General features: G+C 66.8%; 26 protein-coding genes. 9 read left to right on the top strand and 17 right to left on the bottom strand.

Features of this window, described 5'->3' with window-relative positions:
• Positions 1-3: 3 nt before the first annotated feature.
• The 4 genes from glpX to G6N43_RS08965 all read left to right on the top strand — a co-directional run bounded on the left by glpX (position 4) and on the right by G6N43_RS08965 (position 5,620).
• Positions 4-1,032 carry a class II fructose-bisphosphatase gene (gene glpX, locus G6N43_RS08980; protein ID WP_083157441.1) on the top strand — a complete coding sequence of 343 codons (1,029 nt, stop codon included), beginning with the start codon at positions 4-6 and terminating at the stop codon, positions 1,030-1,032.
• A 32-nt stretch (positions 1,033-1,064) separates the two neighbouring features.
• Positions 1,065-2,474, top strand: a complete 1,410-nt coding sequence (locus G6N43_RS08975; RefSeq protein WP_083157442.1) for a class II fumarate hydratase — start codon at positions 1,065-1,067, stop codon at positions 2,472-2,474.
• 105 nt (positions 2,475-2,579) lie between these two features.
• Positions 2,580-5,306, top strand: coding sequence for a helix-turn-helix transcriptional regulator (locus tag G6N43_RS08970; RefSeq protein ID WP_083157443.1), 2,727 nt, complete (start codon positions 2,580-2,582; stop codon positions 5,304-5,306).
• A 125-nt stretch (positions 5,307-5,431) separates the two neighbouring features.
• Positions 5,432-5,620: a hypothetical protein gene (locus G6N43_RS08965; protein WP_083157444.1), complete on the top strand. Its 189-nt coding sequence runs from the start codon at positions 5,432-5,434 to the stop codon at positions 5,618-5,620.
• A gap of 54 nt (positions 5,621-5,674) precedes the next feature.
• Here the strand turns inward: G6N43_RS08965 and G6N43_RS08960 are convergent, their stop codons facing one another.
• From G6N43_RS08960 to G6N43_RS08945, 4 genes are all read right to left on the bottom strand, one after another.
• The gene (locus G6N43_RS08960; RefSeq protein WP_275989805.1) at positions 5,675-7,027 is read right to left on the bottom strand and encodes an RNA 5'-3' helicase PhoH2; all 1,353 of its coding nucleotides are present in this window, start codon (positions 7,025-7,027) and stop codon (positions 5,675-5,677) included.
• A 152-nt stretch (positions 7,028-7,179) separates the two neighbouring features.
• Entirely contained in the window at positions 7,180-8,007 is an 828-nt protein-coding gene (locus G6N43_RS08955; protein WP_083157445.1) for an acyl-ACP desaturase, read from the bottom strand.
• A gap of 57 nt (positions 8,008-8,064) precedes the next feature.
• Entirely contained in the window at positions 8,065-9,528 is a 1,464-nt protein-coding gene (locus G6N43_RS08950) for a glycine hydroxymethyltransferase (protein WP_083157446.1), read from the bottom strand.
• Between the two features lie 26 nt (positions 9,529-9,554).
• Positions 9,555-10,769: a DUF885 domain-containing protein gene (locus tag G6N43_RS08945; RefSeq protein ID WP_083157447.1), complete on the bottom strand. Its 1,215-nt coding sequence runs from the start codon at positions 10,767-10,769 to the stop codon at positions 9,555-9,557.
• Between the two features lie 30 nt (positions 10,770-10,799).
• Here G6N43_RS08945 and coaA point away from each other — a divergent pair, with 30 nt between their 5' ends.
• A complete protein-coding gene (gene coaA, locus G6N43_RS08940) occupies positions 10,800-11,738 on the top strand; it encodes a type I pantothenate kinase (protein ID WP_083157448.1) in 939 nt (312 codons plus the stop codon).
• 73 nt (positions 11,739-11,811) lie between these two features.
• Here the strand turns inward: coaA and G6N43_RS08935 are convergent, their stop codons facing one another.
• From G6N43_RS08935 to G6N43_RS08920, 4 genes are all read right to left on the bottom strand, one after another.
• On the bottom strand, positions 11,812-12,222 hold the full coding sequence (locus G6N43_RS08935) for a hypothetical protein (RefSeq protein ID WP_083157449.1): 411 nt from the start codon (positions 12,220-12,222) through the stop codon (positions 11,812-11,814).
• Positions 12,223-12,311: 89 nt separating this feature from the next.
• Positions 12,312-12,740 (bottom strand): hypothetical protein, encoded by a 429-nt coding sequence (locus G6N43_RS08930; protein WP_083157450.1) that lies wholly within the window; start codon positions 12,738-12,740, stop codon positions 12,312-12,314.
• Between the two features lie 123 nt (positions 12,741-12,863).
• Positions 12,864-14,219, bottom strand: a complete 1,356-nt coding sequence (locus tag G6N43_RS08925; RefSeq protein WP_083157451.1) for a hypothetical protein — start codon at positions 14,217-14,219, stop codon at positions 12,864-12,866.
• A 15-nt stretch (positions 14,220-14,234) separates the two neighbouring features.
• Positions 14,235-15,026 (bottom strand): (2Z,6E)-farnesyl diphosphate synthase, encoded by a 792-nt coding sequence (locus G6N43_RS08920; protein WP_083157452.1) that lies wholly within the window; start codon positions 15,024-15,026, stop codon positions 14,235-14,237.
• Between the two features lie 32 nt (positions 15,027-15,058).
• Here G6N43_RS08920 and trhA point away from each other — a divergent pair, with 32 nt between their 5' ends.
• Positions 15,059-15,814: a PAQR family membrane homeostasis protein TrhA gene (gene trhA / locus G6N43_RS08915; protein WP_083157453.1), complete on the top strand. Its 756-nt coding sequence runs from the start codon at positions 15,059-15,061 to the stop codon at positions 15,812-15,814.
• 51 nt (positions 15,815-15,865) lie between these two features.
• Here the strand turns inward: trhA and G6N43_RS08910 are convergent, their stop codons facing one another.
• From G6N43_RS08910 to mca, 4 genes are read right to left on the bottom strand one after another with little or no spacing between them, the layout of a single operon-like run.
• A complete protein-coding gene (locus G6N43_RS08910; protein ID WP_083157454.1) occupies positions 15,866-16,237 on the bottom strand; it encodes a nuclear transport factor 2 family protein in 372 nt (123 codons plus the stop codon).
• A gap of 10 nt (positions 16,238-16,247) precedes the next feature.
• Positions 16,248-18,260: a thioredoxin domain-containing protein gene (locus tag G6N43_RS08905; RefSeq protein ID WP_083157455.1), complete on the bottom strand. Its 2,013-nt coding sequence runs from the start codon at positions 18,258-18,260 to the stop codon at positions 16,248-16,250.
• Entirely contained in the window at positions 18,244-18,474 is a 231-nt protein-coding gene (locus tag G6N43_RS08900) for a hypothetical protein (protein WP_083157456.1), read from the bottom strand. Before G6N43_RS08900 ends, G6N43_RS08905 begins: the two co-directional genes overlap by 17 nt.
• Positions 18,471-19,343: a mycothiol conjugate amidase Mca gene (gene mca, locus G6N43_RS08895; RefSeq protein WP_083157467.1), complete on the bottom strand. Its 873-nt coding sequence runs from the start codon at positions 19,341-19,343 to the stop codon at positions 18,471-18,473. The genes G6N43_RS08900 and mca overlap by 4 nt, the downstream gene beginning before the upstream one ends.
• Positions 19,344-19,467: 124 nt before the next feature.
• Here mca and G6N43_RS08890 point away from each other — a divergent pair, with 124 nt between their 5' ends.
• The 3 genes from G6N43_RS08890 to G6N43_RS08880 all read left to right on the top strand — a co-directional run bounded on the left by G6N43_RS08890 (position 19,468) and on the right by G6N43_RS08880 (position 21,327).
• Positions 19,468-19,887, top strand: a complete 420-nt coding sequence (locus tag G6N43_RS08890) for a DUF4307 domain-containing protein (RefSeq protein WP_083157457.1) — start codon at positions 19,468-19,470, stop codon at positions 19,885-19,887.
• A 244-nt stretch (positions 19,888-20,131) separates the two neighbouring features.
• Entirely contained in the window at positions 20,132-20,626 is a 495-nt protein-coding gene (greA, locus tag G6N43_RS08885; RefSeq protein ID WP_083157458.1) for a transcription elongation factor GreA, read from the top strand.
• A 38-nt stretch (positions 20,627-20,664) separates the two neighbouring features.
• A complete protein-coding gene (locus G6N43_RS08880; protein WP_083157459.1) occupies positions 20,665-21,327 on the top strand; it encodes a GOLPH3/VPS74 family protein in 663 nt (220 codons plus the stop codon).
• On the opposite strand, the gene G6N43_RS08875 is transcribed toward G6N43_RS08880, so the two are convergent.
• The 5 genes from G6N43_RS08875 to G6N43_RS08855 all read right to left on the bottom strand — a co-directional run bounded on the left by G6N43_RS08875 (position 21,319) and on the right by G6N43_RS08855 (position 26,325).
• A complete protein-coding gene (locus tag G6N43_RS08875; protein ID WP_083157460.1) occupies positions 21,319-22,476 on the bottom strand; it encodes a cystathionine gamma-synthase in 1,158 nt (385 codons plus the stop codon). The two genes, G6N43_RS08880 and G6N43_RS08875, sit on opposite strands and share 9 nt — an antisense overlap.
• Positions 22,477-22,525: 49 nt before the next feature.
• Positions 22,526-23,059 carry an Rv1078 family RDD domain-containing protein gene (locus G6N43_RS08870; protein WP_083157461.1) on the bottom strand — a complete coding sequence of 178 codons (534 nt, stop codon included), beginning with the start codon at positions 23,057-23,059 and terminating at the stop codon, positions 22,526-22,528.
• Between the two features lie 118 nt (positions 23,060-23,177).
• On the bottom strand, positions 23,178-24,134 hold the full coding sequence (locus G6N43_RS08865; RefSeq protein WP_083157462.1) for a DUF2189 domain-containing protein: 957 nt from the start codon (positions 24,132-24,134) through the stop codon (positions 23,178-23,180).
• A 270-nt stretch (positions 24,135-24,404) separates the two neighbouring features.
• Entirely contained in the window at positions 24,405-24,752 is a 348-nt protein-coding gene (locus G6N43_RS08860) for a CD225/dispanin family protein (protein ID WP_083157463.1), read from the bottom strand.
• Positions 24,753-24,930: 178 nt separating this feature from the next.
• A complete protein-coding gene (locus G6N43_RS08855) occupies positions 24,931-26,325 on the bottom strand; it encodes a cystathionine beta-synthase (RefSeq protein ID WP_163658051.1) in 1,395 nt (464 codons plus the stop codon).
• Positions 26,326-26,327: the final 2 nt, after the last annotated feature.

The following is a 26,327-nucleotide window of genomic DNA, read 5'->3' as shown; positions in this document are numbered from 1 at the left end:
CGCATGACTCCCGCGCGTGGTGAAGCCCCAGACCGTAACCTCGCCCTTGAACTCGTGCGAGTGACCGAAGCCGGAGCGATGGCCGCAGGCCGCTGGGTAGGCCGCGGCGACAAGGAAGGCGGCGACGGCGCGGCCGTCGACGCCATGCGTGAGCTGGTCAATTCCGTGTCAATGCGTGGCGTCGTGGTGATCGGCGAGGGCGAGAAAGACAACGCCCCGATGCTCTACAACGGCGAAGAGGTCGGCAACGGCGACGGACCGGAATGCGACTTCGCCGTCGACCCGATCGACGGCACCACGCTGATGAGCAAGGGCCTGTCCAACGCGATCTCAGTGCTCGCGGTGTCCGAGCGCGGCACCATGTACGACCCGTCCGCGGTCTTCTACATGAACAAGATCGCGGTGGGTCCCGACGCCGTCGACGCCATCGACATCACGGCCCCGATCGGTGAGAACATCCGCAAGGTCGCCAAGGCCAAGAACGTATCGGTGTCCGACCTGACCGTCTGCATCCTGGACCGCCCCCGGCACAAGCAGCTGATCGACGACGTCCGCGCCGCAGGCGCCCGCTGCCGGCTGATCTCCGACGGCGACGTTGCGGGCGCGATCTCGGCATGCCGGCCCAACACCAGCACCGACCTGCTAGTCGGCATCGGCGGCACCCCGGAGGGCATCATCGCCGCGGCGGCCATCCGCTGTATGGGCGGCGCCATCCAGGGCATGCTGGCGCCCAAGGACGACGAGGAACGCCAGAAGGCGATCGACCGCGGTCTGGACCTCGACCAGGTGCTATACACCGAGGACCTGGTCTCCGGCGACAACGTCTTCTTCTGCGCGACCGGCGTCACCGACGGCGACCTGCTCAAGGGCGTCCACTACTACGGCGGCGGCTGCACCACGCAGTCCATCGTCATGCGGAGCAAGTCCGGCACCGTACGAATGATCGAGGCGTACCACCGGCTCTCCAAACTCAACGAATACTCTGCGATCGATTTCACCGGCGACAGCAACGCGGTCTACCCGCTGCCGTAACCGGATCCCACATCAACGAACAGGGAGCACAAATGCCCGACGACGCCGTCGAGTACCGCATCGAGCATGACACCATGGGCGAGGTCCGGGTGCCGATCAATGCGCTCTGGCGAGCCCAGACACAGCGCGCGGTGGAGAACTTCCCGATCTCCGGCCGCGGCCTGGAGCGCACCCAGATCCGGGCGCTGGGCCTGCTGAAAGGCGCCTGCGCACAGGTGAACAAGGACCTCGGCCTGCTCGCCCCGGAGAAGGCCGACGCCATCATCGCCGCCGCCGGTGAGATCGCCGACGGGCTGCACGACGACCAGTTCCCCATCGACGTCTTCCAAACCGGTTCCGGCACAAGCTCGAACATGAACACCAACGAGGTGATCGCCAGCATCGCCGAACGCAACGGTGTGAAGGTGCACCCGAACGACGACGTGAATATGTCGCAGTCGTCCAACGACACCTTCCCCACCGCCACGCACATCGCGGCCACCGAAGCCGCTGTGCGCCACCTCATTCCGGCACTCGAGGTGCTGCACGCGTCGCTGGACGCGAAGGCGCGCCAGTGGCGCACGGTCGTCAAGTCCGGCCGCACCCATCTGATGGACGCCGTCCCGGTGACACTGGGCCAGGAGTTCAGCGGCTATGCCCGCCAGGTCGAGGCCTCCATCGAACGCGTGAAATCGACACTGCCCCGGCTCGGCGAGTTGGCCATCGGCGGCACGGCGGTCGGCACCGGCCTCAATGCGCCAGACGATTTCGACGCGCGGGTGGTCGCGGTGCTGACCGAGCTCACCGGGCTGGCCGAATTACGGGTGTGCGCAAACCACTTCGAGGCGCAGGCCGCCCGTGACGGGCTGGTGGAAGCGTCGGGCGCGCTGCGTACCACCGCGGTGTCGCTGACGAAGATCGCCAACGACATCCGGTGGATGGGCTCGGGTCCGCTGACCGGCCTCGGCGAGATCCAGCTCCCCGATCTTCAGCCGGGCAGCTCGATCATGCCGGGCAAGGTCAATCCCGTTATCCCGGAAGCGGTTACGCAGGTCGCCGCGCAGGTGATCGGCAACGACGCCGCGATCGCGTGGGGCGGCGGCAACGGCGCGTTCGAGCTCAACGTGTACATCCCGATGATGGCCCGCAACCTGCTCGAGTCCTTCAAGATCCTCACCAACTCGGCGAAGCTGTTCGCCGAGCGCTGCATCGATGGCCTCGTCGCCAACGAGGAGCGCCTGCGGGAGCTGGCCGAGTCGTCGCCGTCGATCGTGACGCCGCTGAACTCCGCCATCGGCTACGAGGAGGCCGCCGCCGTCGCCAAGCAGGCGCTGAAGGAGAAGAAGACCATCCGCCAGACGGTGATCGACCGTGGGCTCATCGGCGACAAGCTGTCGCTCGAGGAACTCGACAAGCGTCTCGATGTGCTCGCGATGGCCAAGGTCAAGGACGGCGACCGGTAACCGCGCCCGAGCGTAAAACCGGCACGTAGCGGGTATAGGGCCACCTGCCGAGCGACTGGAGTCGGTCGTGCGGCGCAGGGGTTCGTCTACGTGCCGGGGACTGGAGTGGCTGGTTTCGGGGGCCGCCCGACGGAGAATCGCGCGGTTGAGTCGTTTCTGACCGCGACAGCCGTCGGGCCATCGGCGCTGCTGATCGAAGGTGAACCGGGCATCGGCAAGACCACGGTGTGGTCGGCCGCCGTCGACCAGGCACACGCTCGCGGATTTCGGGTCCTGTCCACCCGCGCCGCGGCCGCCGCGTCGGTGCTGGCATATACGACCCTGGCGGACATGCTCGTCGACGTCGACCCGGCCACCTGGGCCGATCTGCCCGCCCCGCAACTGCGCGCGGTGGACCAGGTGCTGCTGCGCAGTCACACCGGTGACGTGACCGACCAGCGGGCCGTCGCCGCGGCGTTTCTGGCGGTGATCGAGCGGCTCGCCGAATCCGGGCCGACGCTGTTGGCCATCGACGACCTGCAGTGGATCGACCCCTCCAGCGTCCACGTACTCGCATTCGCCGCACGCCGACTCACCGGCTCCGTCGGAGTTCTCGGCAGTGTGCGCACCGAACTGCGCGACGACGCCAGCGCAGCGTGGCTCCAACTGCCACGACCGGAAGCCGTCACCCGTATCCGCCTGAGCCCGTTGAGTATTGGTGAGCTGCATACCGCGGTCACGGCCCGGCTGCAACGCCACCTCTCCCGCCCGGCGATGGCCCGTATCTACGAGATCTCGGGCGGGAACCCGTTCTACGCCATCGAATTGGCCAGGGAGCTGGATGAGCATTCGGCCAAGCTGCCCCGCACCCTGAGCGAGATCGTCCGAAGCCGTCTCGCAGGCCTCGACGCCGATGTCCACGAGGCGCTGCTCGCGGCGTCCTGCATGGCGGCGCCGACGGTGGATCTGGTGTCGAGGGCGACGATCGGAGATCAACTGGTCGATGCTCTCGAAACCGCCGAGAGCAAAGGCATCATCGCGATCGACGGCAACCGGATCCACTTCGCGCACCCGCTGCTGGCCAGGGGTGTCTACACCGAAGCCCCACCCGAGCGACGCCGTTCGATGCACCAGCGGCTCGCCGCGATCGTCGACGAACCCGAAGTGCGCGCACGGCATCTGGCGCTGGCGGCCACCAGTGGTGACGACCTGACACTGCGCGCCCTCGATGAGGCCGCCGAATCGGCGCGCGTACGTGGGGCCCCCGTCGCGGCCGCCGAACTGATGGACCTGGCCATCGGTCTGGGCGGCGATGCGCCCGATCGCCGGCTGCGCTCAGCGCTGCACCACTTCGACGCCGGCGACCACGAACGCGCAGCCGCGGTGTTGCAGGAGACGGTAGACCGGCTGCCACCGGGAGACCTGCGGGCAGAAGCCTTGTGTCGCTTGGCGGTTGTGCGGCTGTACACCGAGGGCTTCGTCGAGGCGTCCGGTGTGCTGCACCAGGCCCTCGACGATGCGGACGAGAACAGTCCGCTGCGGGTGCAGATCCTTATCACGCTGGCGTATTCGCTCATGCACGCGAACCAGATTCACGAAGGCAGGGACACCGCCACCCGTGCGGTGGCCGTCGCCGAGCGGTTCGGTCAGCCGCATCTGCTGAGCCTGGCCCTCGGGATGCGGGTGATGTTGGGCTTCATGGCGGGCGAAGGACTGGACGCCGAGAGCTTGAGTCGCGCAGTGGAACTGGAGGATGACGAGGTCTTCACACCGCTGGTTTTCCGGCCCGGCGTGCAGCGCGCCCTGCTGCTGGAGTGGACCGGCGAACTGCAGACGGCGCGTGAGGCCCTGGAGCGGATCAGGCTGCGCTGCATGGAGAGGGGCGAGGAGGGTGAGTACGTCTTCATCGCACAGCACGTCGTGTTGAGCTCGATGTGGGCGGGCGACTTCGTCAACGCCAACCTCGTCGCCGAGGACGCCGCCGACCGTGCCCGTCAACTCGCCGGCAGCACTCCGCTGTTCCTCGCCCACAGCATGCGTGCCCCACTCGCGGTGTTCGCCGGCCAGGAGGCCGAGGCGCGGGGGATGATCGATGCAGCCCTCGAGATCGTCGGTCGGACAGGCACTTTCCGGCTCGGTGATCGCCTGTTGGCCACCCTGGCGTTCCTGGAGCTGTCGTTGGGCCACTATGCGGACGCCGTCGAAGCCGTGGCACCGATGCTGTCGGCCTTCGATCCGGAGTCGACGCCGACCGAACTGCCCGGTGCCATGTTCCTGCCGGACGCCGTCGAGGCCCTCGTCCAGTTGGGCAGGCTCGAGGAGGCCGAGCCCCTGATCGGGGCATTGGAGCGTAACGGTCGGAGTTACGACCGGGCCTGGATGAAGGCGGTCGGGGCGCGGTGCCGCAGCATGCTGTTGGCGGCGCGCGGTAACGTCGACGGCGCATACGCGGCGGCGCAGCGGGCGATGGTCGAACACGAGCGCGTGCCGATGCCGTTCGACCGGGCGAGGACGCTACTGCTGCTGGGCCAGCTGGAACGTCGTCTCCGCAAGAAGGACTCCGCGACCGCGAACCTGCAGGCCGCGCTCGACGTCTTCGAGCGGCTCAACATTCCACTGTGGGCCAACCGGGCCCGCGCCGAACTGACCCGCGCCAAGGTCAAGCCCTCGGGTCACCTGACCCCCTCCGAACAGCGCGTCGCCGAGCTCGCCGCGTCCGGCATGAAGAACCGCGACGTCGCGAATGCGTTGTTCATCAGCCCCAAGACCGTCGAGGCGAACCTGGCCCGGATCTACCGCAAGCTGGGCATCAAATCGCGCGCGGAACTGGGCCGCCACGTCGGCAGGACCTAGCCGGTTAAGCGGTAGGGAAATTCCCTATTCCCCACCGCACTCCGAGGAACTAGCGTCAGACGCCGGAACTGAATACTCCAGGAGGATAGGTGCGCGTCGACCAGGCTCCCTCGACCCCGTCGCCCATGGTCTCCCAGAGCACCCCTCTGGTCACGACCGCGACCTGTCAACCCGCGTTGCGCACCGGATTCGCGATGCTGGCCCTGGTGTCGCTTATCGACCTACCTCGAGCCGAGCGGGCCGACCGGGTGCTGGCGTTGAGCGGTGCCGCGGCGGCGGGCTGGTTCCTTGTGCGGGGCCGCCACAAATTGTGATTTCGGCGTGCTCAGTCACGCTCAGCGGTACCCAGCACGCCGAAACCGCCTAAATTACGGCAGCGCGCCCGGGCTGATCTCCTCGAGCATCTCGGTGACGAGTGCCGCGATCGGCGAACGCTCGCTGCGCAGCAGCGTGATGTGCGCGAACAACGGGTGGCCCTTGAGCTTCTCGATGACCGCTGCCACGCCGTCGTGACGGCCCACCCTCAGGTTGTCGCGCTGGGCGACGTCATGGGTGAGCACCACTCGCGAACCCGCGCCCAGGCGCGACAGCACAGTCAGCAGCACGTTCCGTTCCAGCGACTGCGCCTCATCGACGATGACGAACGAGTCGTGCAGCGAGCGACCGCGAATGTGTGTCAGCGGCAGGACTTCCAGCATGCCGCGCGACAGCACCTCTTCGAGCACCGCGGGACTGGCCAGCCCCTCGAGGGTGTCGAAAACCGCCTGCGCCCAAGGGCCCATCTTCTCGCTCTCGCTGCCGGGCAGGTATCCGAGATCCTGACCGCCGACCGCGTACAGCGGCCGGAACACCACGACCTTGCGGTGGGTGCGACGCTCGAGCACAGCCTCCAGGCCGGCACACAACGCCAGCGCTGACTTTCCGGTGCCCGCCTTACCGCCCAGCGAGACGATGCCGACCGATTCGTCGAGCAGCAGGTCCAATGCGACGCGCTGCTCCGCGGAGCGTCCGCGCAGACCGAACACCTCGCGGTCGCCGCGAACCAGCTGCACCCGCTTCTCCGAATTGACCCGGCCCAGCGCATGGGAGCTTCCGCCGAGAAGCCGGATTCCGGTGTGGCACGGGAGGTTTCGCGCCGCCTCCAGATCGATCTCGCCCTCGGCGAACAGCGCGTCGATCTCTTCGGCCGACACCTCCACCTCGTCCATGCCCGTCCAACCGGACGTGATGACGTCCTGAGCGTGGTACTCGTCCGCCGTCAACCCGACGGCGCCCGCCTTCACCCGAAGCGGAATGTCCTTGCTCACCAACGTCACCAGCTTGCCCTCCGCGGCGAGGTTGGCCGCACAGGTGAGGATGCGCGAATCGTTGCTCTCGGTTCGGAACCCCGCAGGCAGCACCGTCGGGTCGCTGTGGTTCAACTCGACGTGCAATGTACCGCCCTGTGTACCAACGGGAATCGGCTGATCCAGCCGTCCGTGCTCCAAGCGGAGATCGTCGAACATCCGCAGTGCCTGCCGGGCGAACCAGCCAAGCTCGTGGTGATGACGCTTGGCTTCCAGTTCGCTGATGACCACCAGCGGAACCACGACTTCGTGCTCGGCGAACCGCGTACAAGCCCACGGATCGGACAGCAGCACTGAAGTGTCGAGAACGTAGGTCCGCAAGGGCGAATCAGTCACGTAGCGCTCCTCGTGCCCGCGCGGCCCCACGCAGACCATTCGGCGGACGCAGCGGCATTGGGACCGGGGCCGGTCCTCTCGCGATCGAAACGATCGGTACCGCCCGGACAGCAGAGCATGTCGCTAGCCATCGCACATGACGCTACTCCCGCGGCGGCATGTGCGCCTCGCAGGCGCGCCGCGGCAAACGGTTAGCGCTGCGTGAACTGTGCGAGTTCAGGCGCGTCGGCCAGACCCCATGCGGTGATCCGGTCGGAGATCACCTGCTTCAGTTGCTCGGACCCGAAGATGCCCGCTTGAGCGATGTTGGCGACCTTGTCGGCGTAGGCGTCGATATCGGCACCGACGACCTCGAGTTCGCCGGCGCGGCGCGCGATCGCGTCGATCGTCTCCTCGCGGTGGGTTTCAAGCAGGTGCGCCACGAGGTTGTGGAAGAACTCCTCGTGACGCTCCTCGTCCTTGGCGATACGGCCGACGAGCGACTTGAGCACCGGCTCGGTGATCTGTGCCTCGAGGTTGCGGCAGTACACGGCGTGCGAGCGCTCGAAGAACGCCATGAACGCCAGCCGCTCGATCTGGCTGTAGGTGTCGGCACGGTAGCCCTTCATCACGTGCTCGACGCGCACATCCTCGTTGGCCGCCGGGTCGATCTCACGGGTGACGACCAGATAGTTCCGCAGCACGATCGCGTGCAGGTGCTCCTCGGCGGTCCAGCGGCCGAGCCACCGTCCCCACTTGTCCTCGAGGATGAAGCTGAACACGAATTCGCGGTGGTAGCCGGCGAGGTTGTCCTTCGTGATCAGCAGGATCTCCAACGCATCGGTGATGTGCTTAGGCAGCGTCACCTGGGAGGGATCCCAGTCGCGTCCGCCGAGGAAGGCGAAGTTCTCACCCTGCTCGAACGGCACGTAGTCGTGGGCGTACCAGAGTTCTTCCGAGTCGATGTGACGACGCAGCTCCTGCTGCACGACCGGCTCGAGTTCGAGGATCAGCGCATTAGCGACAGGTTTCTGTGCCATGCAGTTACAGTAACCCAATTCTGTGGGAATCGTAAAATTCCCAGGACGTGGCGTGTCTTACAGCGTTAGGCCCGGATACAGCGGGTTCGCCGCCAGCAGTTCGGCCGCCGCGGCGTGCACCCGCTCGGCCGTACCGTCGGCCAGCTTGTACTTGGCCTTGGAAGTGCCCTCGGGCTGGGTGTTCGACAGCACGTCGACGATCAGTTCGGCGACCCGGTCGAAGTCGTCGGCGCCGAATCCACGGGTGGTCAGCGCGGGGGTGCCCAACCGGATGCCGCTGGTGTACCAGGCCCCGTTGGGGTCGGCGGGCACCGAGTTGCGGTTGGTCACGATGCCCGCGTCGAGCAGCGCCGACTCCGCCTGCCGCCCGGTCAGCCCGAACGAGGTCACGTCCAGCAGCACGATGTGGTTGTCGGTGCCGCCGGTGACCAGCGCCGCGTCCCGCTTGAGGAACCCGTCGGCGAGGGCCTGCGCGTTGTCGGCCACCCGCTGGGCGTAGGCCTGGAACGCGGGCTGACGGGCTTCGGCGAGCGCGACGGCCTTGGCGGCCATCACGTGCGAGAGCGGCCCGCCGAGCACCATCGGGCAGCCCTTGTCGACCGCGTCGGCGTATTCGGGGGTGGCCAGCACGAGGCCACCGCGCGGTCCGCGCAACGACTTGTGCGTCGTCGTCGTGGTGACGTGGGCGTGGGGCACCGGGTCCTCGTCGCCGGTGAACACCTTGCCCGCCACCAGACCGGCGAAGTGGGCCATGTCGACCATCAGCGTCGCGCCGACCTCGTCGGCGATCTCGCGCATCGTGGCGAAGTTGACCCGTCGCGGGTAGGCGGAATAGCCGGCGACGATGACCAGCGGTTTGAACTCGCGGGCGGCGGCCGCGACGGCGCCGTAGTCCAGGAAGCCGGTCGCCGGGTCGGTCCCGTACTGGCGCTGGTGGAACATCTTGCCCGAGATGTTCGGCCGGAAGCCGTGGGTGAGATGGCCGCCGGCGTCCAGCGACATGCCCAGCAGCCGTTGGTTGCCCAGCGTGGCGCGCAGCTTCTCCCAGTCGGCCTCCGACAGGTCGTTGACGTGTTTGGCGCCCAGCTCCGCCAGGCCGGGAGCCTCGACCCGGGTGGCCAGGATCGCCCAGTACGCAACGAGGTTGGCGTCGATACCCGAGTGCGGTTGCACGTAGGCGTGCGGTGAACCGAACAGCTGCTCGGCGTGTTCGGCGGCGACGCTCTCGACGGTGTCGACGTTCTGGCAGCCGGCGTAGAACCGGTGCCCGATGGTGCCCTCGGCGTACTTGTCGGAGAGCCAGGTGCCCATGGTCAGTAGCACGGCGGGCGAGGCGTAGTTCTCGCTGGCGATCAGCTTGAGCGAATCCCGTTGGTCGGCAAGCTCTTTGCGCGTGGCGGCCGCGATGCGGGGTTCGACGGATTCGATGACCTGCAGTGCCGCCTGGTAGGCAGCGCTTGCGGTGTCCGCGTACTCGGCGCCGGGCGCCGCTGCTGAGGTGGCCGTGGGTTCTGCAGTCATGCAGCTCAGCCTAGTCGGGCGGAAATTCAGGCGGCCCGCAGAGTCGACGGGATCAGCGGCTCGTCGAGCAGCCTGCCGAACCGCTGCCCCAGCGACACGTCCGCAGGCCGGTCCTGGAGCCAGCCTCTCAGCAGCCGGTAACCCTCGACGTAGGTGCTGGTGTAGGCGCGCCACAGCGGCGACGACAGGAATCGCAGCATCTGCCGGGCCCGCTGGTCGTCGACCAGCAGCCACGTCTTGAGGAACTCGACGACGTCGTCGACGTCGCGGTGCTCGTCGTGCAGCATCAGCGCCGCGTCCTGGCGCACGTCGGCGAGGGCTGCCGCGGCTTCGGAGACGGCCTGCGCGCGGGCGCCGTCGAATGCCAGACCCAGATCGGCGTAGATCTCACCGGCCCAGGCGCCCCAGTCCGGGCCGATCGCCGCGTAGAGCGCCAGGTCGGCCAGGCCCTCAGCCATCAGGCACTGCGGGGTGTTGACCAGGAAGATCGTCTGCTCGGCCTGACCCTTGCCCTCGACAAGGCCGGCCTCTTTCCGGCAGTGCTCGGTGTGGTGGCCGGGATAGGACTCATGTGCCACCAGTCGGGGCAGGTTGGACATCTGCTGCTTGAGGTCGGCGTTGACGGCCACGGTCGAGGTGTAGTTGCCGAGGTAGTAGTTGAACCCCGACCACGGCTTGTCGGTCACGACCTCGTAGTTGATCGTCTCCGTGTCCGGCAGCGGGTATTCGGCGCGCACGCGGTCGCGAAGAGCGCTGGAGAACGCGTGGATGCACTCCTCCAGGCGGTCGGGCGGCACCTCCTCGCCCGCGCGATAGGCGACCATCCGGTCGGCAAGCGGCCCGGTGCCACCCAGCGCTTCGTCGAGCTTGGCATGCGCCTGCCGGTAGTTCTCGGGGTCGCCCTTGGCGATCCGCACGTCGAAGTACGCCTCGACCTCGTCGACGAAGCCGACGTCCTGACCCGCGAACTTGCGGCCTGCACAGGCCAGCGCGCGCAGATGAGCCTTGATGAACTCGGCCCGGCTGTGTTCGAGGTCGGTGCCGGCGTCGAGGTCTTCGAGCAGCCGCTCGGCCTGACGGACGAGCTCGGCGGGCTCGGGAGCCGGTTCGTTGGCGACGATGCGGCGCAGTTCGGGGTCTCCGGTGAAGGAGTCGACGTAGCCCTCCTCGACCCGGTCGAAACGCAGTCCGAGCATCAGATATTCACGGATGAGGGGGGAATTCGCCAAGCCCGAGTTCATGTGCTCAACGCTAACTGCAAGACTGGGCGTATGCCGCGGCTGAGCGAGCCGAGCCCCTACGTGGAGTTCGACCGGAGTGAGTGGCGTTCGTTGCGCATGTCGACTCCGTTGAAATTGACCGAGGACGAGCTGCAACGTCTTCGTGGTCTGGGTGAGAAGCTCGACCTGCTCGAGGTCGAAGAGGTCTACCTGCCGCTGGCCCGACTCATCCACCTACAGGTCGCCGCCCGTCAGGCGCTGTTCGCCACGACCGCGGAGTTCCTCGGCGAGCCGCAACAGAATCCGGACCGCCCGGTGCCGTTCATCATCGGTGTGGCGGGCAGCGTCGCGGTCGGCAAGTCGACCACCGCGCGTGTGCTGCAGGCGTTGTTGGCGCGCTGGGAACATCACCCCCGCGTCGACCTGGTCACCACCGACGGCTTCCTGTACCCAAACGCGGAGTTGGCGCGGCGGAACCTGATGCACCGCAAGGGCTTTCCGGAGAGCTACGACCGCCGCGCGCTGATGCGCTTCGTCACCGCGGTGAAGTCCGGCTCCGACGCGGCCTGCGCGCCGGTCTATTCGCACCTGCTCTACGACATCGTCCCGGGCGAGAAGCAGATCATCCGGCATCCGGACATCCTCATCCTCGAGGGTCTCAACGTGCTGCAAACCGGTCCCGCCCTGATGGTTTCGGACCTGTTCGACTTCTCGGTCTACGTCGACGCCCGGATCGAGGACATCGAGCAGTGGTACATCTCGCGCTTCCTGTCGATGCGCGCGGGCGCGTTCGCCGACCCGGCGTCGCACTTCCACCACTACTCGACGTTGACCGACGAGCAGGCCGAGATGGCCGCCCGCGACATCTGGCATTCGATCAACCGGCCCAACCTGATCGAGAACATCCTGCCGACGCGGCCGCGGGCCACTCTCGTACTGCGTAAGGACGCCGATCACTCGATCAATCGGCTGCGTCTCCGCAAACTCTGATTGCGCGAGCAGTCGCGAAAACCCCCAAAATCGCGCCATTTTGGGGGTTTTCACGTCTTCTCGCCGGAAGAAGTTACCGGTTGATGCGGCGCACACCCTGGTACTGCAGCTCGGCCATGACGAGTGTGTAGACGCCGGTGGCCAGCGTCGCCACCACGCCGAAGGTGGTCAGCGGGAACACGTCCACGAGCACGAAGACGACGGATGCGACGGTGTAGAACGCATTGCCCGCGGCGATGACGATGCCGGTCGCCTTCACCGACGGCCGAGCAGCGAGCGCGAAGACACCGGCGGCGAACGCAATGAACACCGCGCCCATGGCGTATTCGAACGCGACCGTGGTGCCCGACGTCTCGGCCAGCCAGCCGGCCAGCAGAAGGCCCGCGATGCCCATCAGTGCGCTGCACGTCGCGTCCAGGCGCAGCGCGAAGCGCAACAACGAGTCCTTGGCGGCCCCGAGTTTGGGAGTGCTTAAAGCGGTCATCAACTTTCCTTTCTGGTGGGGTGATGGACCGTTCCGGAGCCGACGACGCAACCTCTCACGGCGGCGGCTCCGGACCAGTCATGAGGGAGTCACGCCAGGCGGCGCACCCCGAGGTACTGCGCGTAGGCGAAACCCAACGTGGCGGCGGTGAACGCGATGGTCGCGACGACGCCGAGCTCGGTCAGCGGCAGCCAGCCCGCGATGAGCACGACGGTGACGACGATCGCAAAGGCGATGTTGCCTGCCAGCACGCCGACGCCGACGGGTCGAACTCGCGGCGCGCCGGCGAGCAGGTACAGCCCTGCGCCGTACACGACGAGCGCCGCACCCGCGATCCACTCAGCAGTGGAGGTAAGGCCCGTCGCCTTCGACAGCGGGTCGGAGGCGATGGCGGTCAGCAGACCGAGACCGGCGCACAGAGTCGCGTCGGCTCGCAGTGCGAAGCGGAGGAGCGAATCTTCGGTAACCGTGCCGACGGCGCCGCGTCGCCGGTCGGCCCTGGTGGTGATGGCGGTCATGTCACCGATGCTGCGCAGATGCCACTGCCAGATCGACGCCAGACGCTGCCAGCTACTGCCAACCGCAGGTCAGGGACGATGCGGCCGAGGATGAGCTGACCAATCAAATCCCGTCAGCGTTCCTCATCCGTCTTGTGCGGCCACAAGTTGTCCGCGCAGATCGGCGGCGATGAGCCGGGCCGCGGCGTTCTGCCAGTTGTGCAACGACCGCTGCGGCACCTCGGTGACGAACCACTGCCAAGCCTGGCGCGCGACGGGGTCGAGCCCTGCGGCGGTCGCGTTCTGGGCGTAGGCGCGCACGCCGACCACGTAGGGAAAGTACAGCGAGTTGTAGTAACGCCACTCCTCGGTCGTGCCGAACTCGCCGCCGTCACGGGGTTTGAGCCGGGCGATGCGCTCGGCGAGCAGGGCCTTGAGTTCGTTGGCGCGTTCCAGCGGCTGGTCGGGCGCGTCGCGCGCCGCGAGCCGTTCCTCGATGGCGGGCAGCGCCGTCAGCGGGCTGGCGACGAGCTTGGACAGGTCGCCGTAGTGGCCGAGGGCGCGGCGGGTCAGCCGGACGAACGTGTCCTCGTCAACGCCGTCGAGCGGGTTGGTCGATCGCAGCGGCAGCGCGGCGCCGGTGCTTCGCAGCGCGGCGCGGTCGGCGCGCAGTCCGGGTGAGCGGGAGAACGCCAGCCGATCGAGCAGCCCGGCGAGAGGGTCGGCCAGCACGTTGACCGAGATCGCGATGGCCAAGCTGGTGAACAGCAGCACCGTCAACGCGGTCTGCGGACCCGTCACCGCCAGCCCGATCAGCGCCTGCCCACCGAACAGCACCACCACCACACCCGTCGCGACGAACGATCGCAGCATGTCGGCGCGCAAGGCCTGCCCCTCGTCGAAGGCATCCCACATCGCGACGGCGACGCCGAGGAGGATGACGTCGAATCCCGTTGACGCCAACGCCAGCCAGCTCGGGACCAGTCCGAGCGGGATGACGATGATCGCGTTGCCCAGTGCGAAGAACAACGTCGCCACGATGAGGTAGCCCACGACCGGTCTCGGCTGCCACGGCCCGAAGACCGCGCGCAGCATCGCGCCGAGCGAGGACAGCGAGATGACGCCGAACATCACCCAGTGGCCCATCCGCACGGGTCCGTCGACGTTGCCCGCCATCGCCGCACCGGCGAACGCACCCAGCGCGACGGCTCCGACCGCCACCAGTTCCGCGGCGCGGCTTCGCCAGGTGTCGCGGGGGCGCGACAGCTCGAGCAGCACCGCGAACCACGCGATGCCCGGGACGGTGACCAGGTACACCTCGACGCTGCTCAGCAGGGCCGAACCGGTCATCGTGCGGATGGCATCCAGTGCGACCACCGTCGCAAAGCTGGTCAGGCCGATTGCGGCGAGCGCCAGGACGGGCTTGCGGGGGTCACGGGCCAGGAGATACAGGCCCAACCACCAGCTGAGCGAGAAGACGAGCGCTGACAGCGCAGCCATGGCTCAAGTGTTGCACTAGATGCCGTAGCGGCGGTGACGCGCGGTGTAGTCGCGCAGGGCCCGCAGAAAATCCACGCGCCGGAACTCCGGCCAGTAGGCCTCGGTGAACCACATCTCCGAGTAGGCGCTCTGCCACAGCAGGAAGCCCGACAGCCGCTGCTCGCCGGAGGTGCGGATCACCAGGTCGGGGTCGGGCTGGCCCGAGGTGTAGAGGTTCTCGGAGATGGCTTCCTCGGTGACGGCGTCGATGAGCTGCTCACCCGTCACCCCGTTGGCGAGCTCCTTGGCGAGCAGGGCGCGCACCGCGTCGACGATCTCCTGGCGACCGCCGTAGCCCACGGCGACGTTGACGTGAAATCCGCTGCCGTTGCCTGACGTCGACTCGACGGCGTCACGCAGGCGCCGGGCCGGCTCCTCGCCGATCAGCTCGAGATCGCCGACCGTGCGCACGCTCCACCGGTTGGCGGGGGCGCAGATCTCCTCGACGACGTCGGTGATGATCTCGATGAGCGACGACAGTTCCTCGGGGTCGCGCTGCAGGTTCTCGGTGGAAAGCAGGTACACCGTGGCCATTTCGACGCCGGCCTCCTGGCACCAGCGCAGCATCTCGGCGATCTTGCGGGCGCCCGCCCGGTACCCGTAGCTGACGTCGTGGTGACCAGCATCACGGGCCCACCGCCGATTTCCGTCGCAGAGGACCGCGATGTGGCGGGGTAGCTCGGACTTTGACGACGCCAACCCCTGGCGCAACCGCATCTCGTAGAGCCGGTACATCGGTTCCTTGAGCCGCGAAGGAATGATGTCCACCGAATCAGACTACTGTGGCCTTGAAAACTCCAATGGCATTAGTCGAGGTGAACGTGGCTCAGGTCGATGCCGACGAGGCTCAACAACCCCCAGTACGCGTCTACGCAGAGGATTTCGCGGAAGCGGTCGTAGATGGCGTCACCAATTTCATCGGAAAGCCGCGGTTGCGCGGCTGGATTCACGTCTATTCGGCGATCGTCGCGTTCATCGCGGGCGCGGCGTTGGTCTCGGTGTCGTGGTCGGTGGTGTCCACCCGCGCGGGCATCGCGACCCTCGTCTACACGCTGACGATCGTCGCGATGTTCGCCGTCAGCGGCGCGTACCACCGCATCAACTGGCGCTCGGAGACGGCCCGAAAGTGGATGAAGCGTCTCGATCACTCGATGATCTTCATCTTCATCGCGGGCAGCTACACGCCGTTCGCCGTGCTGGCCCTGCCAAGCAGTGACGGCATGGTCCTGCTCAGCATCGTCTGGGCGGGCGCGCTCGCGGGTGTGCTGCTCAAGATGTTCTGGCCGTCGGCGCCGCGCTGGGTCGGGGTGCCGCTGTACCTGTTGCTCGGCTGGGTGGCGGCGTGGTTCGTCGGCCCGATCATGCACGGCGCGGGCGTGGCGGCGCTGGTGCTGCTGATCGTCGGTGGCGCGCTCTACAGCATCGGCGGCGTGCTCTACGGCCTCAAGTGGCCCAACCCGTGGCCGACGACGTTCGGCCATCACGAGTTCTTCCACGCGTGCACGGCCGTCGCCGCGATCTGCCACTACATCGCGATGTGGTTCGCCGTTTTCTAGCGGTTTCGGCGTGCTCGGTCACGCTCAGCGGTACCCAGCACGCCGAAATCGCTACAACTGGGTGATATTTTCCGGCGTCCAGTAGGCCTTCATCGTCGCGATCTTGCCGTCGTCGTTGAACGTCATGACGCTGATGATGTCGACGCGCATCTTGTTCTCGCCAAGATCGATGGTCAGCGACCAGTAGAACGCCACCTCGTTGCCGAGGGCGCGCAGCGTGACCACGTCGGCCGAGGCGCCGTTGGTCGGCAGGCTGTCGTAGAAGCCGCGGATCGCCTGACGCCCGATGTGGACCTCTCCCCCGACCGGATCCTCGACGGTGCCGTCGTCGGCGTACAACTCGGCGATGTCGTCGGCCCGGCCCTGCGAGGCCAGCTCCAGGTAGCGGTTGACGGTCTTGGCGTTGTCTTCGGGCGTGGCCATGCGCCGAAGGCTACACGGGCACACCCAGCGCGACCGCGAGTTCGGACGCAGTCGTCACCGGCAGGTCACACGTCCGCCCGCGACACACGTAGGCGGCGTCGGCCCCGGCCACCCGGTCACGGTCGGCCAGCAACTCCGACGAGTTCACCGGACCGCCGACGACGATCGCGCCGCCGGGCGCCAGCCGACGCGCGGCGGCCAGCAGTTCGGAGTCGACGGGATCGCAGGCCACGGCGATCTGAATCGGCCCGCGCACAGCGGCTTCGGCGACCGCGAGCCAGTGCCCGCCCGATCGCGGCAGGCGCGCCAGAATCGGCGCCGCGCTCGCCAGCGTGGCCTCTGCCGCCGACGCGTAGACATCGGCGCGGTGTGCCGGAGCCAGATGTGCCGCCAGTTGCAGCGCCTCCGCGATCAGCGACGCCCCCGACGGCGTCGCACCGTCCAGCGGGTCGGCAGGCCGCACCATCAGCGCCTCAGCGTCATCAGCCGTATCGAACCAGCGGCCGGGGTTCCCGGGATCCGTGAAATGCTCGAGCGCGATGTCGAGCAACGACGTCGCAGCACTCAGCCACGACGCCTCACCCGTCAGTTGATACAGCGTCAGCAGGCCCGTGGCCAGCGCGGCATGGTCTTCGAGGATGGCCGCGCTGTCGCCCACCCGGCCGCCCAGGCTGGTCCGCCGCAGCCGGCCGTCAACGCTATGCAGATCGATGAGATTCTGGGCGCACTGCGTTGCGGCATAGAGCAATTCGGGTTCGTCGAGCGTCACCGAGGCTTCCGCGAGCGCGGTGATCGCCAAGCCGTTCCACGCGGTGACCACCTTATCGTCGCGGCCGGGCTGGGGCCGGTTGAACCGGGCCGCCAACAGTGCGGTCCGCACTCGTTCGAAGCGATCCGGATCGTCGGGATCGTTCGGCAGTTGCAGCACCGAGGCGCCGTGCTCGAACGTTCCGCTGTCGGTGACACGGAAAAGCTCTGCGGCCCAACGGGCGTCGTCCACATCGAGAACCTCACGCAGCTGCGCGGGCGTCCACACGTAGGTCAGACCTTCACGACCGTCGGCGTCGGCGTCCAGCGACGAGGTGAACATTCCGTCGGCGCCGAGATCGTCGACCACGAACCGCGCGGTTTCAGCGACCACCCTGCGCGCCAACGGGTTCGACGTGCGACGGGCCCAGTGCGCGTAAGCGCGCAGCAGCAGCGCGTTGTCGTAGAGCATCTTCTCGAAGTGCGGCACCACCCATTGGGCGTCGACGCTGTAGCGCGCGAACCCACCGGCCAGCTGATCGTAGATCCCGCCGCGGGCCATCGCCGTGCACGTCCGTTCGACCGCCTCTACCGGCATCAGATCACCCGTGCGTTCGTGGCTGCGCAACAACGCCTCCAACAGCGCCGACGGCGGGAATTTCGGCGCCCCAACCTGATTGGTGAGGAACCCGCCGTGCACGGGATCCTCGTCCTGCAGCACCGCAGCGACGGCATGGTTGCACAGGGCGGGCTGAATCGGCGGTCCACCAGCTGGCAGACCCGATGCCATCGACCGCAGTTCGCCCGCGATGTGGTCGGACGTCTCCTCGACCTCCGCACGACGGGTGCGCCACGTTTCGGTGACGGCGGCGAGCAGCTGCAGGAAATTGGCCTTCGGGTAGTACGTCCCGCAGAAGAACGGCCGACCGTCCGGGGTCAGAAAGCACGTCATCGGCCAGCCGCCCTGACCCGTCAACGCGACGGTGGCGTTCATGTAGACCGCGTCGATATCGGGCCGTTCCTCGCGATCAACCTTGATGTTCACGAAGCCCTCGTTCATCGCGGCCGCGACCGTCTCGTCCTCGAACGACTCGTGCGCCATCACGTGACACCAATGACAGGCCGCATAGCCGACCGACAACAGAATCGGCACGTCACGTTCGACGGCCTCGGCGAGCGCTGCGCGCGACCACTCCTGCCAGTGCACCGGGTTGTCGGCGTGCTGGCGCAGGTACGGACTGGTGGCCCGCGAGAGGACGTTAACCGCTGGGCTCACTCTTGTTCTCGTCGTCCTGGTCGTCGGGCTCGTCGAAGGATTTCGGCAGCTTGCGCAGATGCCGGTTCATCGACCAGACCAGCAGGAACGTGCCGATCAACAACAACACGATGATCAAAAGGCCGAACGGACTGGCCTTTCCGAATTCCGGGCCTGTCTCACGGGGCCCGTCCTGTGCCAGCAGGTCGACGACGACCAGCGCTAGGTCGGTCACTCGTCAACCTCGATCCCTGCGAACAGATCGGTCTCGGGTAGAAATACCGGTACGCGGGAGCGGGCCAGCTCGAATTCCTCTGTCGGCCAGAGCCGTTGCTGCCACTCGATGGGCGCGCGGAAGAAGTCGCCGTTCGGGTCGATCTGGGTGGCGTGGGCGCGCAGCGCGTCGTCCCGCTGGGCGAAGTACTTCGAGCATTCGATGCGGGTGGTCACCCGCTTCTCGAAGACGTCGTGGTCGGCTTCCCAATGCTTGAGCCACTTCTCGAACGGACCCACCTCACCGTGTTTGGCGAACTCGTCCTGCAGCAGCTGCATGCGCTTACGCAGAAAACCGTGGTTGTAGTACAGCTTCAGCACGTTCCACGGTTCACCTGCATCGGGGAAGAGCCGATAGTCACCCGCCGCTTCGTACGCAGCGACCGACACCTGATGGCATCGGATGTGGTCGGGATGCGGGTAGCCGCCGTTCTCGTCGTAGGTGGTCATCACGTGGGGCCGGAACTTGCGGACGACGCGCACCAGCTCCTCGACGGGCTCCTCGATGGGCACCAGCGCAAAGCAACCGTCGGGCAGTGGGGGTGGCGGGTCGCCCTCGGGGAGGCCGGAGTCGACGAAGCCGAGCCAGTGGTGTTCGACGCCGAGGATCTCGGCGGCCTTCGCCATCTCGTCGCGGCGGATTTCTTGTATCCGGCCGTGCACGTCGGGCAGGTCCATGGCCGGGTTGAGGATGTCGCCCCGCTCGCCTCCGGTGAGGGTGACCACCATGACGCGCACGCCCTCGTCCGCGTAGCGTGCCGTGGTCGCCGCACCCTTGCTGGACTCGTCGTCCGGGTGGGCGTGCACCGCCATCAGCCGCAGTTCACTCAACCTTTTCTGCCTCATCTGTGTCTCGACCATGCCTGAGTCGACATTCTCGAGAGATTTCAACCGTTACGAGTAGCCCTATAGTTCCAGTCCGGTAGATCCATCCGACCGACGGGCATGAAAGTAGATGATCGAGCGTCCCACCGCCCGCTACGGGCGCCGGCGGCTGACGCGGCGCCAGCGCCGCCTGATCGCGGGCGCGCTGACCGCGCTGGTCCTGGTGGCAGGGGTGACGGTCGCCATCGTCGCCTTCGGGCGATTCGGCAGTCCGGTGGAGGGTGAACTGAGCAGCTACCGCCTGGTCGACGACGAGACCGTCGAGGTCACGGTGAGCGTCACCCGGGAGAACCCCGCTGAGCCGGTGGTGTGCATCGTGCGGGCCCGTTCGATCGACGGCGGCGAAACCGGCCGCCGCGAGGTGCTGGTGGCGCCGTCCACCCAGCACACCGTCCAGGTGACGACCCTGGTCAAATCCAGCCGGCCGCCGGTGGTCGGCGACGTGTACGGCTGCGGCACCGATGTGCCGCCCTACCTCGTCGCACCTTGAGGACCCTTAAAACGCGGCGCGAGCTAAATACAACAAACGCCGAACTGCGAATATGGGAAAACCTGGTGTCCTTCCGGTGCTAGACTGGTCAGATACACGGTTCCGCTGGGACCGTGTATTGCTGCATTTAGTGCGCTGGTTAGGCGTTGACGATCGCGGCAATACACGAGGAGCTCCCGGCGCCGAAACATGAGACTACTTACGCAAACAAGCGCGAGAGCAACGACGACAGGAGCGCGACATCATGACCGACACGCAGGTCACGTGGCTGACGGAGGAAGCACACGACCGGCTGAAGGCAGAGCTGGATCAGCTGATCGCCAACCGACCCGTCATCGCCGCCGAGATCAACGATCGCCGCGAAGAGGGCGACCTGCGCGAGAACGGCGGCTACCACGCCGCACGTGAACAGCAGGGTCAGGAAGAAGCACGCATCCGGCAGCTCCAGGAGCTGCTGAACAACGCCAAGGTCGGCGAGGCGCCCAAGCAATCCGGTGTGGCGCTGCCCGGCTCGGTGGTGAAGGTGCAGTACGGCGACGACAAGAACGACACCGAGACCTTCCTGATCGCCACCCGGCAGGAGGGCATCAGCGACGGCAAGCTCGAGGTGTACTCGCCGAAGTCGCCGCTGGGCGAAGCGCTGATCGACGCGAAGGTCGGCGAAGTCCGGACCTACACGATCCCCAACGGCAACACCGTCAAGGTGACTCTCCTCAGCGCTGAGCCCTACCACTCCTGAGGCGGGGTCCTCGCGGCCTTCGCACTACAGTCCGCACTATGGCGAAGATCGCCGAGGACCTCCTTTTGCTGCTGCTCGACAACGCGTCGGCCCAGCCGGCGCTGGAACGCCAGCGGCTCGAGCGGGTGTTGGCGGCCGCCGTGCTGTTGGACCTCGCCCACGCGTGCCGGATCCGGCCCGCGATGGCAGAGGACGCGATCGACCCCGGTCGGCTGATCGCACTTGCGGTGCCCGGCCCGGTGGATCCTGTTGCCCAACCGGCGTTTGCGCTTCTCGAACGGCGGCCGCTGCGCCCGGCGGTCGCCGTCAAGAAGCTGGCCAAACGCACCGAGGACGACGTCACCCACCATCTCGAGCGGATCGGCGAGATCCGGCGTATTCGGTTGCAGTCCAAACGATTCAAGCATCCGTACGCGTGGCCGCTGACGAACCGCAACCGGGTGGGGCAAGCCCGTTCGGCGCTCCTGGCCGCGCTGTTCGACCGGCGGCCGCCGACCCCGTCGACCGCGGCGATCATCACGCTGCTGCACGCCGTCGACGGGTTGGGCGCACTGCTGTCCCTCAACGACCGGGGCTGGCGGTGGGTACACGCCCGGGCGGGTGAAATCGCCAGCGGCAGTTGGGTTGACGAGTACCCGACGGGCCTGCCGGAAGTGAATCTGGCAGTAACCGCGTCGGCGCTGCGGCCGGCGTTAGGCTAGCGCCTGCTCCAGATCGGCGAGCAGGTCGGCCGAGTCCTCGATGCCCACCGACAGGCGGACGAGGTCGTCCGGCACCTCCAACTGGGAACCCGCGGTCGACGCATGCGTCATCGCGCCGGGGTGCTCGATCAGCGATTCCACCCCGCCCAGCGACTCGGCGAGGATGAAGACCTCGGTGCTCGCGCACAACTTGCGGGCCGCGTCGGCACCGCCGCGCATCCGCACCGAGACCATGCCGCCGAATGCGCTCATCTGCTTGGCGGCGACGTCGTGGCCGGGGTGGCTGGGAAGTCCCGGATACAGCACCGTCTCGATCGCCGGGTGGTTGGCGAGGAATTCGGCGACCAGGGCGGCGTTTTCGGAGTGCTGCCGCATCCGCAGGACCAGGGTCTTGAGCCCGCGCATCGTCAGGTACGCGTCGAATGGTCCCGGGACCGCACCTGCACCGTTCTGCAGGAAGGCGAATGCGGTGTCGAGTTCCTCATCGCTGGTCAGCAACGCACCGCCGACGACATCGGAATGGCCCCCGATGTACTTGGTCGTCGAGTGCAGCACGATGTCCGCGCCGAGCGTCAGGGGCTGCTGGAGCGCGGGTGAGGCAAACGTATTGTCCACCAAGACTTTCGGATTGTTCGACGTCTTTGCGATCTCGGCGATCCCCGCGATGTCGGCAATGGAGAGCAGCGGATTCGTCGGTGTCTCCACCCAGATCAACCGGGTCTGCGGCGTGATCGCGGCCCGGACCGCGTCGAGATCGGCCAGTGAGACCGCGGTGTAGTCGATGCCCCACTGGGTGAACACCTTGTCGATGAGCCGGAACGTCCCGCCGTAGGCGTCGTCGGGGATGACGACGTGATCGCCGGGCCGCAGCACGGCACGCAGCGCACAGTCGGTGGCGGCCATGCCCGAGGAGAACGCCCGCCCGTACGCGGCCTCCTCGACGGCGGCCAGCGACGCCTCCAACGCGGCGCGGGTCGGATTGCCGGTGCGGGCGTACTCGTATCCACCGCGCAGCCCGCCGACACCGTCCTGGGCGAAGGTGGAACTGGCATAGATCGGTGCATTGACGGCGCCGGTCGCCGGATCGGGGCGAAAACCTGCGTGAATGGCCTTGGTGGCGAGCCCTCGCCATCGGTGCTGATCAGTCATCACCGATCAGGGTAGCGACGGGTTGATGCCGCGGCCGAACTGCACCGCCCTACAGCGGCACGCAGACGGTCTTGAGGAGCTTGTCGGCGATGGTCTGACGCTTGGCATCCCACAGCGGGAACAGGAATCCGATGTAGCAGATGACGGCGTCCACACCGTGCGCGATCTGCCGGAGGAACGACTTGCCGACTCCGATCGGCTGCTGCGACGGCTCGTCGACCACCTGGAACTTCATCATCTGCTTGCCGATGCTCGAGCCGGTCTTACCTTGCCGCACTACGAAATTCCACAGCGAGAACACCACGGCGATGAGTACGCACACCGAGAAGATGATCCACGCCGTCGTGGACGGACCGTTTTTGCCGGTGGCGCAGACGTCGTAGATGCAGACCGTCTCCACCTTCTGGAACGTGGCCAGGACGATGCCGCCGATCGCTGCGAGAAGGTAGACCGGGATGCTGTCGATCACGTATGCGACCACCCGGGTGAACCACGGTGTGTAGTTGCTCGGATCCGCGCCCGGTCCCGGCGTAGGGCCCTGGGCGAAGTCGCCGGAAGGCGGTGGCACCTGCTGACTCGTCACGTTTGCCCCTACTGTCGATACATCGCGACTGCTCGCAGCTTACGGCGGTGATCGCGACGGCGTGGGAACTTGCTGTGACCCGACCCGCGCACACTGGCGCAGGCCGGGCCATCAGCGACTACTGCGTCTGCGCCACCGGCGCGATGTGACCGTTGGTGAGATACCGGTACGCGTACACCAGGAACAGTGCGGACACCGGGATGGCGACGAGCAGGCCGACGAGGCAGACCAGCGCGCCGACGACCGCGATCACTCCGGCCACCAGCCAGATGAGTAGCACCTGGACGAAGTTGTTCTTGGTGATGTCGATGCTCTGCTTGATCGCATCGATCGGCGACGCGTTGCGGTCGACGATGATCACCGTGGTGAAGATCGTGAAGATGCCGATCACCAGACCGATGATCGCGCAGAACGATCCGATCGCGGATGCGATGCCGATGATCAGGGTCGCGATGATCACGCTGACTGTGTTGCGCGGCTTGAAGAACGAGCCGATGCTCACCGGCTGTCCGTTGGCGATATCCAAAAGACCACTGAGATAAGCGGATTGGATAGCCGCGGCCACCACGATCAGGACGAGGTAGCCGAGGAACAGTACGAGGAAGCTCATGAAGCCGAAGCTCGCCTCGTAGCTGACGCTGTAACCGTATGACTCGTAGGTGGTTTCCGGCGCGAGCGCGAACGCCAGTCCGTAGGTGGCGCCGGCGATGATCCCGACGATCAGGCCGTACACAAGCGCAGGAACGATGAGCGCCGCAGCGTTCTGTGTGAATTTGTTCCACGCCCAGGAGAACGCCTCGCTGACGTTAAAGGACTGCGCGGCAGGGAAACCCGGACCTGCGGGTGGATAGCCGCCGGCGGGCGGGTAGCCCCCTTGCTGGGGCGGCGGATAGCTACCCGGTGGCGGCGGAGGTGGAGGTGGGTAGTTGCCACCCGGCGAGGGCGGTGGCGGCGGATAGCTACCACCCGGCTGCGGCGGTGGGTAGTTGCCGCCGGGCGGAGGTGGAGGCGGAGGCGGAGGCGGCGGGTAGTTACCACCCGGCGGAGGCGGAGGAGGCGGTGGTTGATCACTCATGGTGTGTCATTCCTTTCGATGACTGTGTCTCACGATTGATTCGATGACTGTTCGATGACTTCGGGTTGCATTCACCATCGGTACATCGTGAACGACGAACCAAATCCCTACTGCCACCGCGGAAATGGCGGCAGGCTACCGATGGTGTTGTCAAGTCACCCCCTGCGGTTGTCCGCCTGACTCCATCGTTGAGTAGGCCCCGACGAACGCGGCGGAACCGAGGGCGCATGCGCCACTCGGTTCCGCGTCAGTCGCATTCGTCTGTAAGCGTTAGGAGTAACTCGATGTCGCGCTGAAGCCGACGACCAGATTGAAGATGACGGCGATGACGATGACGATGACGCCCGCGATCGCGCCCCAAATGGCCCACTTCTTCGCATCGTCGGCCGCCTGCTGCGCTTCGGCAGCGCGCCCCTGCGCCCACAGACCGCTGACCTGAGAGGATTTCACGATCGACACGATTCCAAGCGGAAGGCAGCACAACACCGTCACCAGGATGCCCCAGACCAGGTTGTTGTTCGGCGGCCCCGCGGGAACTCCGCCGGGAGGTGGCGGTGGAGTACCGCCGCTCGGCGGTGGCGGAGGCGGGTAATTTCCAGGTGGCGGTTGGTCGGTCATGTGCGCCTTTCCAGTCAACGTCTTAGCTGGCAACGAGCGTGCTTACGATACCTGAGAAGTGGCTTTGTGCAGCGGTTTCTGTGCGGAAGTTGACCACGTGACGAAATACCGAAATGGGCTGGTAACCGTGCATTGACGGGTCGCCCAGCAGATTGTTTGCCAGGCTTCGTAAATCCGTTTACCGACGGTTGTTTCCGTCGGACAGGAATCCGAGTAGGTCGTGGCGGGTGAGGACGCCGACCGGCTTGCCCTCCTCGACGACCATCACGGCATCGCATTCACGCAGTGCCTTGGCGGCGGTGCTGACGAGCTCTCCCGCCCCGATCAACGGCAGCGGCGGACTCATGTGCTGCGACACCGCGTCGGCCAGCTTGGCTCTGCCTTCGAACACGGCGGACAGCAGTTCACGCTCCGAGACGCTGCCTGCGACTTCGCCCGCCATCACCGGCGGCTCGGCGCCCACCACCGGCATCTGGGACACGCCGTACTCCCGCAGGATGCCGATCGCGTCGCGCACCGTTTCCGACGGATGGGTGTGCACCAGGTCGGGCAACGCGCCGGACTTGCCCCGCAGCACCTCGCCGACGGTGTTCTCCTCCACCGAACCGTCGAGCCGGGTCCGCAGGAATCCATACGACGACATCCAGGCGTCGTTGAAAACCTTTGACAGATAACCTCTTCCGCCATCTGGCAGGAGGACGACGACCAATGCGTCGGGACCGGCTTTCTCTGCCACCTTGATGGCGGCGACGACGGCCATACCGCACGATCCGCCGACGAGAAGCGCTTCCTCACGCGCAAGCCGACGCGTCATCTCGAAGGAATCGGCGTCGGAGACCGCGATGATCTCGTCCGGGACGGTGGGGTCATAGGCGGACGGCCAGAAGTCCTCCCCCACACCTTCGACCAGGTACGGGCGCCCGGTGCCGCCGGAGTAGACCGATCCCTCGGGGTCGACGCCCACGATCCGGACCTTTCCGCCGGACACCTCCTTGAGGTAGCGCCCGGCGCCGGTGATCGTGCCGCCGGTGCCGACGCCTGCGACGAAATGCGTGACCTTGCCGTCGGTGTCCGCCCAGATCTCGGGCCCGGTGGTCTCGTAGTGGCTCGCCGGCCCCATCGGGTTGGAGTACTGGTCGGGCTTCCACGCGCCGTCGATCTCCTCGACCAGGCGGTTCGAGACGCTGTAGTAGCTGTCCGGGTGGTCGGGCGGTACGGCCGTTGGGCAGACGACGACGTCGGCGCCGTACGCGCGCAACACGTTCTGCTTGTCCTCGCTGACCTTGTCGGGGCAGACGAAAATGCACTTGTAGCCCCGCTGTTGGGCCACCAAAGCCAGTCCCACCCCGGTGTTTCCCGATGTCGGCTCGACGATGGTGCCGCCGGGTTTGAGTTCGCCGCTGGCCTCGGCGGCGTCGATCATCTTGATGGCGATGCGGTCCTTGGAGCTGCCGCCGGGATTGAGGTACTCGATCTTGGCGGCGACGGTGCCTGCGCCTTCGGGGACGACGGAGTTCAGCTGTACCAGAGGGGTATTGCCGATGAGCTCACTGACGTGCCTGGCGATGCGCATGA

The sequence above is a fragment of the Mycolicibacterium moriokaense genome (assembly GCF_010726085.1).
Taxonomy (GTDB): Bacteria; Actinomycetota; Actinomycetes; order Mycobacteriales; family Mycobacteriaceae; genus Mycobacterium; species Mycobacterium moriokaense.
This window is presented reverse-complemented; position numbering and strand designations above follow the sequence as displayed.

Bases quoted from the DNA above. Each gene is read 5' to 3' on its own strand.
- G6N43_RS08935 (WP_083157449.1), bottom strand. From the start codon at position 12,222: ATGACCGCTTTAAGCACTCCCAAACTCGGGGCCGCCAAGGACTCGTTG.
- G6N43_RS08975 (WP_083157442.1), top strand. From the start codon at position 1,065: ATGCCCGACGACGCCGTCGAGTACCGCATCGAGCATGACACCATGGGC.
- glpX (WP_083157441.1), top strand. From the start codon at position 4: ATGACTCCCGCGCGTGGTGAAGCCCCAGACCGTAACCTCGCCCTTGAA.
- G6N43_RS08875 (WP_083157460.1), bottom strand. From the start codon at position 22,476: ATGACTGATCAGCACCGATGGCGAGGGCTCGCCACCAAGGCCATTCAC.
- G6N43_RS08865 (WP_083157462.1), bottom strand. From the start codon at position 24,134: ATGAGTGATCAACCACCGCCTCCTCCGCCTCCGCCGGGTGGTAACTAC.
- G6N43_RS08930 (WP_083157450.1), bottom strand. From the start codon at position 12,740: ATGACCGCCATCACCACCAGGGCCGACCGGCGACGCGGCGCCGTCGGC.
- G6N43_RS08860 (WP_083157463.1), bottom strand. From the start codon at position 24,752: ATGACCGACCAACCGCCACCTGGAAATTACCCGCCTCCGCCACCGCCG.
- G6N43_RS08925 (WP_083157451.1), bottom strand. From the start codon at position 14,219: ATGGCTGCGCTGTCAGCGCTCGTCTTCTCGCTCAGCTGGTGGTTGGGC.
- G6N43_RS08955 (WP_083157445.1), bottom strand. From the start codon at position 8,007: ATGGCACAGAAACCTGTCGCTAATGCGCTGATCCTCGAACTCGAGCCG.
- G6N43_RS08855 (WP_163658051.1), bottom strand. From the start codon at position 26,325: ATGCGCATCGCCAGGCACGTCAGTGAGCTCATCGGCAATACCCCTCTG.
- G6N43_RS08960 (WP_275989805.1), bottom strand. From the start codon at position 7,027: ATGGTCTGCGTGGGGCCGCGCGGGCACGAGGAGCGCTACGTGACTGAT.
- G6N43_RS08890 (WP_083157457.1), top strand. From the start codon at position 19,468: ATGATCGAGCGTCCCACCGCCCGCTACGGGCGCCGGCGGCTGACGCGG.
- coaA (WP_083157448.1), top strand. From the start codon at position 10,800: ATGCCGCGGCTGAGCGAGCCGAGCCCCTACGTGGAGTTCGACCGGAGT.
- G6N43_RS08880 (WP_083157459.1), top strand. From the start codon at position 20,665: ATGGCGAAGATCGCCGAGGACCTCCTTTTGCTGCTGCTCGACAACGCG.
- G6N43_RS08945 (WP_083157447.1), bottom strand. From the start codon at position 10,769: ATGAACTCGGGCTTGGCGAATTCCCCCCTCATCCGTGAATATCTGATG.
- trhA (WP_083157453.1), top strand. From the start codon at position 15,059: ATGGCATTAGTCGAGGTGAACGTGGCTCAGGTCGATGCCGACGAGGCT.
- greA (WP_083157458.1), top strand. From the start codon at position 20,132: ATGACCGACACGCAGGTCACGTGGCTGACGGAGGAAGCACACGACCGG.
- G6N43_RS08965 (WP_083157444.1), top strand. From the start codon at position 5,432: ATGGTCTCCCAGAGCACCCCTCTGGTCACGACCGCGACCTGTCAACCC.
- G6N43_RS08950 (WP_083157446.1), bottom strand. From the start codon at position 9,528: ATGACTGCAGAACCCACGGCCACCTCAGCAGCGGCGCCCGGCGCCGAG.
- G6N43_RS08910 (WP_083157454.1), bottom strand. From the start codon at position 16,237: ATGGCCACGCCCGAAGACAACGCCAAGACCGTCAACCGCTACCTGGAG.